The organism is Streptomyces sp. NPDC086835, from assembly GCF_044745705.1.
GTDB lineage: Bacteria > Actinomycetota > Actinomycetes > Streptomycetales > Streptomycetaceae > Streptomyces.
The window spans coordinates 322,268-334,880 of the sequence record NZ_JBIVAU010000002.1 but is presented as its reverse complement, the minus strand read 5'-3'; the positions used below and the strand labels follow the sequence as shown (position 1 = coordinate 334,880).

Below are 12,613 nucleotides of genomic sequence, written 5' to 3'. Positions count from 1 at the left end.
GTGACGCGGGTGCGGACGGTCCGGGCCGTGCGTCGGCTGGGGGAAGTATGCGACTGCTACGACGAGTTGCCGCACTGACGGTCCTGGTCGCGCTCACGTGGGTGTTCGCGCCTGTGGCCGCGGCCGGCGGGCCGACGAGCGTGTTCCTCACCTCTCCGGAGAGCGGCGAGACGGCCTCGCTGTACCACTCCGACAAGGAGTACGCGACGCTGACGGAATTGCTGGGGCCGACCGGTTCCGACGGCACGAAGGAGCGGCCGCCGTCCCTCGACATGGCGACAGGGACACGGCAGATCACAGTGACGTGGATGGTCCACGACGTGGATCCGTGGCGGGTCGACCGTGTGTATCCGGGCGACGAGCGCGACACCGTGTGGATACACACCTCGAGGGAGAGCGGCGGGGAGCAGGGGACCTGGCACACGGCGCAGCGGCCCGGAGAGCTGGTCGAGCTGTTGGGCGAGCTGGGGCTGATGGGCGAGAAGTCGCCGTCCGGGGGCGGGGGCGCGGGATACCCGGCGCCGTGGGAGCAGGACGCCGGCGCGGCGGAGGAAACCTCGGCCGGCTCGGCCGACACCTCGGCGGCACAGGACCGGCTCCGGCCGACGGCGGCGGCGTCGACCCCCACGACCGGCTGGTGGTGGTCGATACCGGGCCTGGCGGCCGGCGCGGCCCTCGCTCTTCTCCTCCGTCGGCTGCTGCCGTCCTTCCCGTTCCGCCGTGGCACCGGCGACCCGGGCCCGCGCCAAGAACTGCTGGACGCTCCCTAGGAGCGCGGCGACGCGGCCGGGCGGGCGGCCGGACCGGGGCCTCGTCGGCCCGGCCCGGCGCGACCCGGATTTCGACGGCTCAGGCCGGGAGGCCAGGCGCCGGGTGCGCGGCCATCAGGTCGGTCACCTCGGCGCGGATCGCGGCGAGCTCGTCTTCGTCGCCCTTGCCGGCCGCGGTGACACCCCGGTCGATCCACGCGGCGACGGCGGCCATGTGCTCCGTGCCGAGGCCTCGGGAGGTCAGGGACGGCGTGCCGATGCGGATGCCGGACGGGTCGAACGGCTTCCTCGGGTCGTAAGGGACGGTGTTGTAGTTGACGACGATCCCGGCCCGGTCGAGCGCCTTGGCCGCCACCTTGCCGGGGACGTCCTTGGAGGTGAGGTCCATCAGGATCAGGTGGTTGTCGGTCCCGCCGGACACCAGGTCGAAACCACGGGCGAGCAGCGCCTCGGCGAGTGCCTTGGCGTTGGCGACGACCTGGGCGGCGTAGTCGCGGAAGGAGGGCTGCGCGGCCTCGTGGAGGGCGACGGCGATGGCCGCGGTGGTCTGGTTGTGCGGACCGCCCTGGAGCCCGGGGAACACGGCCTTGTCGATGGCCTTGGCGTGTTCCTCACGGGACATCAGCATCGCGCCGCGCGGCCCGCGGAGCGTCTTGTGGGTGGTGGTGGACACGACGTCGACATGCGGCACGGGCGAGGGGTGGGCGCCGCCCGCGATCAGGCCGGCGATGTGCGCGACGTCGGCGACGAGTACGGCGCCGGCCTCCCGGGCGATCTCCGCGAAGGCGGCGAAGTCGATGGTGCGCGGCAGCGCCGTGCCGCCGCAGAAGATGACCTTGGGCCGTTCCTTGAGGGCGAGCTCGCGCACCTCGTCGAAGTCGATGAGGCCGGTGTCCTGGCGTACGCCGTACTGGACGCCGCGGAACCACTTTCCGGTGGCGGAGACGCCCCAGCCGTGGGTGAGGTGGCCGCCCATGGGCAGGGCCATGCCCATCACGGTGTCACCGGGCTCGGCGAAGGCGAGATACACGGCGAGGTTGGCGGGCGAGCCGGAGTACGGCTGGACGTTGGCGTGCTCGACGCCGAAGAGCGACTTGGCGCGGGCGACGGCGAGCCGCTCGACCTGGTCGATGTTCTGCTGGCCCTCGTAGTACCGGCGGCCGGCGTAGCCCTCGCTGTACTTGTTCTGGAGCACCGTGCCGGAGGCCTCGAGCACGGCCTGGGAGACGTAGTTCTCGCTGGGGATGAGCCGCAGCGTCTCGGACTGGAGCTGCTCCTCCGCGCCCACGAGAGCGGCGAGCTCCGGGTCGGTCGCGGAGAGGGCGGGGTGGGAGAGGGGAAGGGTCATGGGAATGGTCCTCCGGGGCGATCCGTGGTCGTCGGTCGTGTTCCCGGGGTGCCCAGGCGGGGCGACACCTCGTGCGAAAGCCCGCGCACGGCTTCCTCGGGGTCGTTTCCCCGTACGCCAGTCACCGTGCGTGCCGCCCACACTAGCGGCCCGCCGGGCCGCCGCGCGGTTTCGTCCACACTGCGAGCCGTGGCCGGCGAGCGACGATGGAGGGGAGCGCCGGCCGCGCCGGCGCCGGAGGTCCGTCCCGACGATCGGAGGCCCCGTGCCGAGCTCGACATCCGCCCTCGCCGCCGCGGAGGCGCACAGCGCGCACAACTACCACCCGTTGCCGGTCGTCGTCGCCTCGGCGGACGGCGCCTGGATGACGGATGTCGAAGGACGCCGCTTCCTGGACCTGCTCGCGGGATACTCGGCCCTCAACTTCGGACATTCCAACCGCCGGCTCGTCGAGGCGGCGAAGGCGCAGCTGGAACGGGTCACGCTGACCTCGCGCGCCTTCCATCACGACCGGTTCGGGGATTTCTGCGCGCAGCTCGCGGAGCTGTGCGGGATGGAGACGGTCCTGCCGATGAACACCGGTGCGGAGGCGGTGGAGACGGCCGTCAAGACCGCCCGCAAGTGGGGGTACCGGGTGAAGCGGGTGCCGGACAACATGGCCAAGATCGTGGTGGCGGCGAACAACTTCCACGGCCGGACCACCACGCTGATCAGTTTCTCGACCGATCCGGTGGCTCGGGCCGACCACGGGCCCTACACGCCCGGGTTCGAGATCGTCCCGTACGGGGACCTGACCGCGATGGCCGCGGCGGTCACGGAGAACACGGTGGCCGTGCTGCTGGAGCCGATCCAGGGTGAGGCCGGGGTGCTGGTGCCACCGGCCGGGTACCTGCCGGGCGTCCGCGCGCTCACCCGCGAGCGGAACGTGCTGTTCGTCGCGGACGAGATCCAGTCCGGCCTCGGCCGCACGGGCAGGACGTTCGCCTGCGAGCACGAGGGCGTGGTGCCGGACATGTACGTGCTCGGCAAGGCGCTGGGCGGCGGAGTGGTTCCGGTCTCCGCGGTGGTGTCCTCGGCGGAGGTACTCGGCGTCCACCGGCCGGGGGAGCACGGTTCGACGTTCGGCGGGAACCCGCTGGCGTGCGCCGTCGCGCTGGAGGTGGTGGCGATGCTGCGCACCGGCGAGTTCCAGCGGCGGGCCACCGAGCTCGGTGAGCGTCTCCACCGGGAGCTGGGCCTGCTGGCCGCCGACGGCGCGGTGACGGCCGTGCGGGGACGCGGGCTGTGGGCCGGCGTGGACATCGCGCCGGACCGCGGCACCGGCCGGGAGGTCTCGGAGAAGCTGATGGACCGCGGGGTGCTGGTGAAGGAGACGCAGGGCGCCACGATCCGGATCGCTCCGCCGCTGGTGATCAGCGAGGAGGACCTGGACTGGGGGCTTGCCCAGCTCCGGGCGGTACTGACGGACCGAGCCGCACACGCGTCCGCGCCGACGACGTGACCGGCCGGGCCGGTGCCGGGCCGGAGGGAGCCGGGCCGGACGTCGCCGGGCCGGGCCGCCCCGGCCCGGCGACGCGTACGCGGGACCGTGAAGCGTGCGGTCGGAACGTTGCCTACGCCAGCGAACGGCACAGCGCGTCCAGCGCGCCCGACCACGCGCTGTCCGACGGGGTCGCGTAGCCGACGACGAGCGCGTCGCCGCGTGGTGGGGCGTCCGTGTGCCGGAAGCGGCCCATCGGCTCGACGGCCAGACCGTGCCAGGCCGCGGCCCGCACGGCGGACTGCTCGGTGCCGGGCGGCAGTTCGAGGACCGCGTGCAGCCCGGCGGCGATCCCGCTCACCCGGATTCCCGGAGCGTGCTCCCCCAGCTGCCGCACCAGATGGTCGCGGCGTCGCCGGTAACGCAGCCGCATGCCCCGTACATGCCGGTCGTAGGCGCCGGACGCGATGAACTCGGCCAGGGTGAGCTGGTCGAGTGAGCTCGACGTCCACTCGACGCCGCCCTTGGCCGCGAGCACCTCCCCCACCAGGCTCTGGGGCAGCACCATCCACGCCAGCCGCAGTCCGGGGGCCAGGGACTTGCTCGCCGTGCCCATGTGGACGACGCGCTCCGGGTCGAGGCCCTGGAGCGCGCCGACGGGCCGGCGGTCGTAGCGGAACTCCCCGTCGTAGTCGTCCTCGAGGATCAGGCCGCCCGTCCTGCGGGCCCAGTCGACGGCGGCGGTCCGCCGGTCCGGGTGCAGCGGCATCCCCACGGGGAACTGGTGGGCGGGTGTCATCAGCACCGCTCCGACTCCCCGCAGCGCGCCCTCGCCCAACCCGGCGGGGTCGGTGCCCAGTTCGTCGAAGGGGAGGGCCGGGATGCGCAGTCCCGCCTCGGTCAGCACGTTGCGGTGTTCGTCGAGTCCGTACGACTCGACCGCCACCTCTCTGACCCGGCGCTGCCGCAGCACCTTGCCCATCAGCATGAGCCCGTGCACGAAGCCGGAGCAGATCACGATGCGATCGGGGTCGGCGTGCACGCCACGGGCGCGCGCCAGGTAGTCGGCCAGCACGGTCCGCAACTCGACGCGTCCGCGCGCGTCTCCGTAACCGAAGGCCTCGTGGGGAGCGGCGACCAGCGCCCGGCGGGCCGCCTTGAGCCACTCCGCGCGGGGGAAGGAGGCCAGGTCGGGACTGCCGGGCAGCAGGTTGTAGGCGGGCCGGCCGCGGGCCGGGCGGGTCCTCGCCGTGCCGGGTGCGCTCTTGCGGGGCGCGGAGCGGCGGGCGACCCGGGTGCCGGATCCCTGCCGTGCGGTGAGCCAGCCTTCCGCGACCAGTTCCGCGTAGGCGTCGGCGACCGTGTTGCGGGCGATCCCCAGGTCGGCGGCGAGCGAGCGGGACGAGGGCAGCCGGGTCCCCGGTGCGAGCCTGCCCGTGCGGGCGGCCTCCCGCAGCGCGTCCGTCAGACCCTGCCGCAGCTTCGGCCCGCGTACCTCGAGGTGGAGGTCCGTACCGAAAGTGGACCAGGAATCCGTCATGGAAATGGACCATACCGGTGCGCCACCGGCCCTCTACGGTCGAACCCATGACGACCACGAACGAGATCAACGTCCCCGAACACACCCCCCGTCTGGCCATGATGGAGCTGGCTCCGGACGTCTACAAGGCCATGGTCAAACTCGACCAGGCGTCCCGCCGGCACCTCGACCCGGTGCTGCTGGAGCTGGTGAAGATCCGCGCCTCCCAGATCAACCACTGCGCGTTCTGCCTCGACATGCACAGCAAGGACGCGCTCGCGGCCGGCGAGTCGGTGGAGCGGATCGTGCAGCTCAGCGCCTGGGAGGAGTCGCGGCACTTCTACACGGAGAAGGAGATCGCGGCGATCGAGCTGACCGAGGCCGTCACCGTGCTCACCGACGGTTTCGTGCCCGACGAGGTCTTCGAGAAGGCCGCCAAGCACTTCGAGGAGACCGAACTGGCCCATCTCGTCGCGGCCATCACGGTCATCAACGCCTGGAACCGCTTCGGCGTGACGTCCCGCCTGGTTCCCGGCCACTACACGCCCGGTTCGCTGAAGCACTGACGGGGACACGATGACCGCGACAGCGAAGGCGTTCCGCGCCCTTCACCACGGCCGGAAGGCCGAAGACCCGCTCGTACTGCCGGGGCCGTGGGACGCGGCGAGCGCCCGCGCCTTCGCCGACGCGGGCTTCCCCGCGCTGGCGACGCCGAGCGCGGGGGTCTCCGCGTCCCTCGGCCACGAGGACGGCGAGACTCCCGCGGACGAGATGTTCGCGGCCGTCGCCCGTATCGCACGGGCCGTCGACGTCCCCGTGAGCGCCGATGTCGAGGACGGCTACGGCCTCCCGCCGAAGGAGTTGGTGGCACGGCTCCTGGACGCGGGCGTGGTCGGCTGCAACCTGGAGGACACGGACCGCTCGACGAAGCGGCTCAAAAACCCGCGGGCGCACGCCGACTGGCTGTCCGAGGTCCGTGCGGAGGCGGGTGACGAGTTGTTCGTGAACGCCCGCGTCGACACGTTCCTGCGCGGGGTGAGCGATCCCGAGCAGGCCGTGGCCCGCATCCGGCTGTATGTCGAGGCGGGCGCGGACTGCGTCTACCCGATCACCGTGCCGTCCGCGCGGCTGCCGCTGCTGCGTGCCGCCACCGACGCACCGATCAACGTCTCCGCGCCCGCGTCGGACCCGCCGCTGGCCGAACTCGGCCGGCTGGGCGCGACCCGGATCACCTTCGGCCCCGGTCTGCACCGGCGGACGCAGGCGGTGGTGGCGGACATGGCCCGCGAGTTGTACGAGCTGAGTCCGGCCAAGCTCTGAAGACGCTCAACTTGGGTTGCTCCGGGCCGGTCCCGGGAGACGATCACTTCATGCTCGGACTCACGAAGAAGGAACTGTCGGTGGTGGTGCTGCGCGACGCGGACGGTGTCGAGGCCGCCCTCCAGGCCGCGCTGGCGCAGGCCGCCCCGGAGGAACGGCCGGGGCTGGAGCGGGCCCTGGCCGTCGTCGCGGAGGCGTCCGCGGCGACGGACGAGGAGCTGCGGGCCCGCTGGGTCAGGCAGCGCATGGAGGCGGCTGGGGTGCGGGGCCCGGCGGACTCGGTCGAGGCGATCAAGGCGCTGCGCGAGGCCGCTCCGGGCCTCAGTCTCCTGTCGGCGGTGCAGTTGGCGAAGTCCGCGGAGTCCGTGCGCCGCGGCGCGTGAGGATGCGCGGCGCCCCGCCGTCCGTAGGGCCGGCGGGGCGCCGGACGCGGCCCGCCCGTGCGGGCGGGGCCGCGGGTGTCACTTCTTCGGCAGCCACTGCTTCCAGGTCGCCTCGTTGGCCTTGACCCACTTCTCGGCGGCCGCCTCGGGGCTCATCTTCTCCCCGGCGATCATCTGCGCGACCTCGTTCTGCTGCTCGGTCGTCCACTTGAAGTTCTTCAGGAACTCGGCCGCCTCGCCGCCGTTCTTGGCGAAGTCCGCGTTGAGGAACTTCTGCAGAGGTGTGTTCGGGTAGGCGCACGCGATCTTCTTCGGGTCGGCGTCGCAGCCCTCCTTGTACTCGGGCAGCTTCACCTCGACGAGGTCGACCTGCGCGTTCAGCCACTGCGGGGTCCACCAGTACGTGAGGAAGGGCTTCTTCGCCTTCACGTACTTCTGGATGGCCGTGATCTGCGCCGCCTCGGAACCCGCGTAGTTGGTCTTCAGGTTCAGCCCGAGGTTCTTGATGATCGCGTCGTCGTTGGTGACGTAGTCGGGCGAACCCTCGAGGAGCTCACCCTTGCCGCCGCTCTCCGCGGTGGCGAACTCCTTGGCGTACTTGTCGAGGTTCTTCCAGTCCGTCACGTCGGGGTGCTTGTCGGCGAAGTACTTCGGCACGAACCAGCCGATGTGGCCTTCGACACCGAGGTCACCGCCCTTCACGACGGTCTTGCGGTCCTCGACGTACTGCTTCTCCTCCTTGGGGTGACCCCAGTCCTCCATGATCGCGTCGATGTCGCCCTTGGAGAGGGCGTCCCAGGCGAGCACTTCACCCATCTGCTGGGTCTTGACCTTGTAGCCGAGCTCCTCCTCCAGGATGTAGGACGCGACGGCCGTGTTGGCCTGCGCGCCGACCCAGGAGGGGACGGTCAGCTTCACGGTCTTCTCACCGCCGGCCGCTTCCTGGCTCTTGCCGGTCTCCGCGGCGCTGCACGCGCTCAGGGAGAGGACGCCGAGGGCGGCGGCGACGGCGGCGGTGCGGAAGGTTCTGGTGCGGTTCATGGTGGTGCTCCTGCTGTGAGTGAGGGACGTGAGTGGTACGTGGGGCGGAGGCGCCGGGTGCGGCGCACGGCCGTCAGCCGCGTTTGCGGGCCGGTTGGGTGATCCGGTCCAGTACGAGACCGAGGCAGACGATCGCCACTCCGGCCGTCATTCCGAGACCCATCTCGCCGCGGGACAGGCCCTTGACGACGTCGTAGCCGAGGGCCCCGCCGCCGACGAGCGCGCCGACGACGACCACGGCCAGGACCAGTACGACCCCCTGGTTGACAGCGAGCTGGAGCGCGGGGCGGGCGAGCGGCAGCTGGACCCGGAGGAGTTGCTGCCGGGTGGACGCGCCGAGCGACCTGGACGCCTCGAGCGCCGCGGGGTCGACCTCGCGCAGGCCCTGGGCGGTGATGCGGACCACCGCGGGCAGCGCGTACACGACGGCCGCGACGATCGCGGAGACGCGGGCGACTCCGAACAGGGCGACCACCGGAATGAGGTAGACGAACTGCGGCATCGTCTGCATGGCGTCGAGCACCGGCCGCAGCCAGCGTTCCAGTCGTCCCGCACGGGCGCAGACGATGCCCGCGAGCACGCCGAGGACGAGGGTGACGACGAGCGCCGCGAGCACCTGGGAGAGCGTGTCGAGGGACTTCGTCCACACGCCGAGCACGCCGATCGCGGCCATGGCGAGCGTGGCGGTCAATGCCGTCGTCCAGGTGCCGACGAGCCAGGCCAGGGCGGCGACCAGCAGCAGCACCGCCCACCACGGCAGCGCGGTCAGGCCGTCCCTCATGGGGTTGAGGACCCACAGGGTGAAGTGCTCCGACCATGTCTCCGTGCCGCCGAGCACCGGGATGCCGGACGACAGGTTCTCGGTGATCCAGACCTGGGCCTTGTTGACGGGCGTGGAGATGGCGAACGTCCAGCCCTCCGGCCACGCCGTGCCGGCCACGAAGCGCAGCAGCACGGCCGCGACGATGCCGCCGCCTGCCAGCGCCCAGGCGGAGCGGCCGTGCAGCAGGCCGCCACCGGGTGTGCTCCGGCCGATCCGGTCGCCGGCGGCCGCGGTCGTACGGTCGAGCCAGACGGCGATCAGCACGATGGGGATGCCGGCTGCGAGCGCCTTGCCCACGTCCACGGTCGACAGTGCCGAGTAGACCTCCTCGCCGAGGCCGCCAGCGCCGACGAGCGCGGCGATGACGACCATCGACAGCGCCATCATGATCGTCTGGTTGAGGCCGAGGAGCATCTGCTTGCGGGCCAGCGGCAGCCGGGCCGTGCGCAGCCGCTGCCACGGGCTCGCCCCGAGCGACGTGGCCGCCTCGAGCACCGCGGGGTCGGCGCCGCGGAGACCGAGCGTGGTCAGGCGAGCCATCGGCGGGGCCGCGTAGATGACGGTGCAGAACAGGGCGGCGGGCGTGCCGGTGCCGAAGACCAGCACGAACGGCAGCAGGTAGGCGAAGGCGGGCAGCACCTGCATGGTGTCGAGCACCGGCCGCAGCAGGCGGTCGACCCTGTCGGAGAGCCCTGCGGCCAGTCCGATGAGCACGCCCAGCAGCGCGGCGCAGGTCACCGCCACCACCATCAGGGCGATGGTGAGCAGGGTGGCGTCCCACATGCCGAGCAGCCCGCACACGGCGAACGCGCCGAATGCCGTCGCCGCGACCTTGACGCCGGCGCGTCCGAGCCCGGCCGCGCGCCAGGCGAACAGCACGCCGGCGGCGAACACACCGGTCCAGCCCATCGCGTCGAGCACGGTGTAGACGGCGCTGACGGCATCGGTGGCGGTGTTGGACAGGTGCAGCAGGAAGTAGAGGAACAGCGGGTGGCTGTCCCGGTTGTCGATGACCCATTTGTTGGCGTCGTCGAGCGGACCGGAGATGTCGACGCTCAGCGCGCCGGGCCACGGGCCGCTGCCCCACACGACCGCCGAGAGCGGTACGAGTACGGCCGCGAGCGCGGCGAGCACCAGCAGCTTGCCCTTGACGGGATGACGCATCAGGTCCTGGAACGGCCGCCCGTCGGCGGGACGGCCGGCCTTTCCGGGCGCCTTCACCTTCTCGGGAGCCTGGTCGGGAGTCTTGTCGGAAGCGGGAGTGGTGACGGCGGTGGTCATCGCGGCCACCGCCCCTCCGCTGCCCGGTGGTGGCGCGTACGCGCTGTGCGTGTCATGCGGCCACCGCCTTGCCGCCGGGTACGCCGGCGACCACGCCGAGCAGCGCCGCGTGGTCCACCACCCCCAGGCACCTGCCGTCCTCGACGACGCGCGCGGTCTCGCCGGTGCGGGCGACGGCCTCGATGGCCTCGAAGACCGTCGCCCCGGGGGCGAGCGCCGGGCCGGTCTCCGCCTCCGACGCCCGGGCGGGGCGCATGGCCGTGCGCACGGTCATGACCTGTTCGCGCGGCACATCGCGGACGAAGTCGCGCACGTACTCGTCGGCCGGCTCGCCGACGATCTCCTCGGGGGTGCCGAGCTGCACGATCCGGCCGTCGCGCATCAGCGCGATCCGGTCGCCGATCTTGAGCGCCTCGCTCAGGTCGTGCGTGATGAAGACCATGGTGCGGCCCTCCTCGCGGTGCAGCCGCACGACCTCCTCCTGCATGTCGCGGCGGATCAGCGGGTCCAGCGCGCTGAACGGCTCGTCGAACAGCAGGACCTCAGGGTCGACCGCCAGCGCCCGCGCCAGGCCGACGCGCTGCTGCTGGCCGCCGGACAGCTGGCCGGGACGGCGGGACTCCATGCCCTCGAGGCCGACCTTGGTGACGAACTCCGCCGCCCGTGCCCGGCGTTCCGCGCGGCCGACGCCCTGGATCTCGAGACCGTAGGCGACGTTGTCGAGCACCGAGCGGTGCGGCAGCAGCCCGAAGTGCTGGAACACCATGGACGCGCGGTGGCGGCGCAGTTCGCGCAGCCGTCCGGCGTCCATCGACATGACGTCCTCGCCGTCGATGGAGATGGCGCCCGACGTCGGCTCGATCAGCCGGGTGAGGCAACGCACCAGCGTCGACTTGCCGGAGCCGGACAGGCCCATGACGACGAAGACCTCGCCCTTGCGGACGTCGAAGGAGACGTCACGCACGGCGGCGGTGCAACCGGTGCGCTCCCGCAGGCCGGCGGCGTCGAGGGCGCCCAGCTCGGGGTCGGCGGGCACCCGGCCCGCCTTCGGACCGAAGACCTTCCACAGGTCGCGTACGGAGAACACAGGTGTCGGCGGCGTACTCATCAGGCATTACCTCCCAGCAGGTCCGCGCATTTCTCCCCGACCATCAAGACGGTGATCATCGGGTTGACGGCCGTCATCGTCGGGAAGACGGACGCGTCGGCGATCCGGACGCCGGTGAGGCCGCGGATCTTCAAATCGGGGTCGACGACGGCGAGTTCGTCGTCGGGCGCACCCATCCGGCAGGTACCGGCGGGGTGGTAGACGGTGTGCGCGACCTTGCGCGCGTACTCGCTGATCTCCTCGTCGGAGGTGATCTCGGGCCCCGGGCAGACCTCCCGCTTCAGCCAGCCGGCCAGCGGCTCCTGCTTCGCGATCTCACGCGCGATCCGGATGCCGTCGACGAGGGTGCGGCCGTCGTAGTCGTCCTCGTCGGTGAAGTACCGGAAGTCGAGGGCCGGTTTGACCTCGGGGTCGGCGCTGGTCAGGTACAGGCGGCCGCGGCTGCGGGGCTTGGGGATGTTGGGGGTCATCGACACGCCGTGCGCGGGGCGTTCGTAGCCGAGGCGCTCGGGGTTGTCGGTGAAGGGGATCTGGTAGAAGTGGAACATCAGGTCGGGGCCCGCGGACGCGGGGTCCCGCCGTACGAACAGCCCGGCGTCGCTGTCCATCGCGGAGTTCTCCGGGATGGGCCCGTGGGTCTCCCAGACGATGACCGACTCGGGGTGGTCGAGCAGGTTCTCGCCGACGCCCGGCAGGTCGTGGACCACGGGTATGCCGAGCCTCTCCAGGTCGGCGCGCGGCCCGATGCCGGAGTGCATCAGCAGCCGGGGCGTGTCGACGGCTCCCGCGCAGACGAGCACTTCGCGGCGGGCCCGTACGGTCCGCTCCTCGCCGTCCTTGGCGCGTACGTGCACCCCGGTGGCGCGCGTGCCGTCCAGCTCCAGCCGGTACGCCCAGGTCTCCAGGGCGATGTGCAGGTTCGGCCGGTCGAGGAAGGGGTGCAGATAGGCGACGGACGCCGACGAACGCTTGTTGTTCTCGGGGTGGTAGGCGAGGTCGAAGAAGCCGACGCCCTCGTGGAAGGGCTTCTCGTTGAAGCTCTCGATCCGCGGCACTTCGAGGGCGGTCCGCGCGGCGTCGACGAAGTCGCGGGCGATGGCGTTCCGGTCCGCCTCGTCGACGGGGACGATGTTGTTGCGCAGCTTGTGGAAGTACGGGTCCATGGCCGCGGCGTCCCAGCCCTCCGCACCGGCTCCGGCCCACTCGTCCCAGTCGGACGGGAGTGGCTTGAAGGCGATGAGGGTGTTGTGGGACGAGCAGCCGCCGAGCACGCGGGCGCGGCTGTGGCGGATGTGCGAGTTGCCGCGCGGCTGTTCCGTGGTCGGGTAGTCGTAGTCGAGCTCACCGCCGAGCAGGCCCATCCAGCGCCGCAGGGTCAGCACGTCGTCGCGGCCGACGTCGCTCGGGCCGCCCTCGATGAGGGCGACGCTCACGCCCGGGTCCTCGGTGAGCCGGGAGGCGATCACCGAGCCGGCGGTGCCGCCGCCGACGACGACATAGTCGTACTCGTGAATGTGGTCGGTCATGGTGGGTTCCCTGC

At 71.9% G+C, this 12,613-nt stretch carries 11 protein-coding genes; 5 read left to right on the top strand and 6 right to left on the bottom strand.

Annotated elements, in window-relative coordinates; genetic code table 11:
• The first annotated feature begins 101 nt into the window (after positions 1 to 101).
• Positions 102 to 770 carry a hypothetical protein gene (locus tag ACIPJI_RS07655; protein WP_402245016.1) on the top strand — a complete coding sequence of 223 codons (669 nt, stop codon included), beginning with the start codon at positions 102 to 104 and terminating at the stop codon, positions 768 to 770.
• A 79-nt stretch (positions 771 to 849) separates the two neighbouring features.
• Here ACIPJI_RS07655 and glyA read toward each other — a convergent pair whose 3' ends face one another.
• On the bottom strand, positions 850 to 2,118 hold the full coding sequence (gene glyA / locus ACIPJI_RS07650; RefSeq protein ID WP_402245014.1) for a serine hydroxymethyltransferase: 1,269 nt from the start codon (positions 2,116 to 2,118) through the stop codon (positions 850 to 852).
• Between the two features lie 265 nt (positions 2,119 to 2,383).
• On the opposite strand from glyA, the gene rocD reads away from it, so the two are divergent.
• Positions 2,384 to 3,619 carry an ornithine--oxo-acid transaminase gene (gene rocD / locus ACIPJI_RS07645; protein WP_356620628.1) on the top strand — a complete coding sequence of 412 codons (1,236 nt, stop codon included), beginning with the start codon at positions 2,384 to 2,386 and terminating at the stop codon, positions 3,617 to 3,619.
• Positions 3,620 to 3,731: 112 nt separating this feature from the next.
• On the opposite strand, the gene ACIPJI_RS07640 is transcribed toward rocD, so the two are convergent.
• Complete coding sequence (locus tag ACIPJI_RS07640) at positions 3,732 to 5,138, bottom strand: PLP-dependent aminotransferase family protein (RefSeq protein ID WP_356620627.1); 1,407 nt, start codon at positions 5,136 to 5,138, stop codon at positions 3,732 to 3,734.
• 47 nt (positions 5,139 to 5,185) lie between these two features.
• Between ACIPJI_RS07640 and ACIPJI_RS07635 the strand changes: the two genes are divergently transcribed.
• Genes ACIPJI_RS07635 through ACIPJI_RS07625 form a run of 3 tightly spaced genes read left to right on the top strand, consistent with a single transcriptional unit; the run spans position 5,186 to position 6,820 of the window.
• Positions 5,186 to 5,683, top strand: coding sequence for a carboxymuconolactone decarboxylase family protein (locus ACIPJI_RS07635; protein WP_402245010.1), 498 nt, complete (start codon positions 5,186 to 5,188; stop codon positions 5,681 to 5,683).
• Between the two features lie 10 nt (positions 5,684 to 5,693).
• Entirely contained in the window at positions 5,694 to 6,437 is a 744-nt protein-coding gene (locus ACIPJI_RS07630; protein ID WP_402245008.1) for an isocitrate lyase/phosphoenolpyruvate mutase family protein, read from the top strand.
• 50 nt (positions 6,438 to 6,487) lie between these two features.
• Positions 6,488 to 6,820, top strand: coding sequence for a hypothetical protein (locus ACIPJI_RS07625; protein ID WP_402245006.1), 333 nt, complete (start codon positions 6,488 to 6,490; stop codon positions 6,818 to 6,820).
• 78 nt (positions 6,821 to 6,898) lie between these two features.
• Here ACIPJI_RS07625 and ACIPJI_RS07620 read toward each other — a convergent pair whose 3' ends face one another.
• The 4 genes from ACIPJI_RS07620 to ACIPJI_RS07605 all read right to left on the bottom strand — a co-directional run bounded on the left by ACIPJI_RS07620 (position 6,899) and on the right by ACIPJI_RS07605 (position 12,599).
• Positions 6,899 to 7,861, bottom strand: a complete 963-nt coding sequence (locus ACIPJI_RS07620) for an ABC transporter substrate-binding protein (protein WP_307707880.1) — start codon at positions 7,859 to 7,861, stop codon at positions 6,899 to 6,901.
• 73 nt (positions 7,862 to 7,934) lie between these two features.
• Positions 7,935 to 9,965 carry an ABC transporter permease gene (locus ACIPJI_RS07615; protein ID WP_402245004.1) on the bottom strand — a complete coding sequence of 677 codons (2,031 nt, stop codon included), beginning with the start codon at positions 9,963 to 9,965 and terminating at the stop codon, positions 7,935 to 7,937.
• Between the two features lie 52 nt (positions 9,966 to 10,017).
• Positions 10,018 to 11,073, bottom strand: coding sequence for a glycine betaine/L-proline ABC transporter ATP-binding protein (locus ACIPJI_RS07610; protein ID WP_307707879.1), 1,056 nt, complete (start codon positions 11,071 to 11,073; stop codon positions 10,018 to 10,020).
• Entirely contained in the window at positions 11,073 to 12,599 is a 1,527-nt protein-coding gene (locus tag ACIPJI_RS07605) for a GMC family oxidoreductase (RefSeq protein ID WP_402245002.1), read from the bottom strand. The genes ACIPJI_RS07610 and ACIPJI_RS07605 overlap by 1 nt, the downstream gene beginning before the upstream one ends.
• Between the last annotated feature and the right edge of the window lie 14 nt (positions 12,600 to 12,613).

What these genes read in the sequence shown, in the direction of transcription:
- glyA (WP_402245014.1), bottom strand. Translation starts at nt 2,118, where the DNA reads ATGACCCTTCCCCTCTCCCACCCCGCCCTCTCCGCGACCGACCCGGAG.
- ACIPJI_RS07640 (WP_356620627.1), bottom strand. Translation starts at nt 5,138, where the DNA reads ATGACGGATTCCTGGTCCACTTTCGGTACGGACCTCCACCTCGAGGTA.
- ACIPJI_RS07635 (WP_402245010.1), top strand. Translation starts at nt 5,186, where the DNA reads ATGACGACCACGAACGAGATCAACGTCCCCGAACACACCCCCCGTCTG.
- ACIPJI_RS07630 (WP_402245008.1), top strand. Translation starts at nt 5,694, where the DNA reads ATGACCGCGACAGCGAAGGCGTTCCGCGCCCTTCACCACGGCCGGAAG.
- ACIPJI_RS07625 (WP_402245006.1), top strand. Translation starts at nt 6,488, where the DNA reads ATGCTCGGACTCACGAAGAAGGAACTGTCGGTGGTGGTGCTGCGCGAC.
- ACIPJI_RS07620 (WP_307707880.1), bottom strand. Translation starts at nt 7,861, where the DNA reads ATGAACCGCACCAGAACCTTCCGCACCGCCGCCGTCGCCGCCGCCCTC.
- ACIPJI_RS07615 (WP_402245004.1), bottom strand. Translation starts at nt 9,965, where the DNA reads ATGACCACCGCCGTCACCACTCCCGCTTCCGACAAGACTCCCGACCAG.
- ACIPJI_RS07610 (WP_307707879.1), bottom strand. Translation starts at nt 11,073, where the DNA reads ATGAGTACGCCGCCGACACCTGTGTTCTCCGTACGCGACCTGTGGAAG.
- ACIPJI_RS07605 (WP_402245002.1), bottom strand. Translation starts at nt 12,599, where the DNA reads ATGACCGACCACATTCACGAGTACGACTATGTCGTCGTCGGCGGCGGC.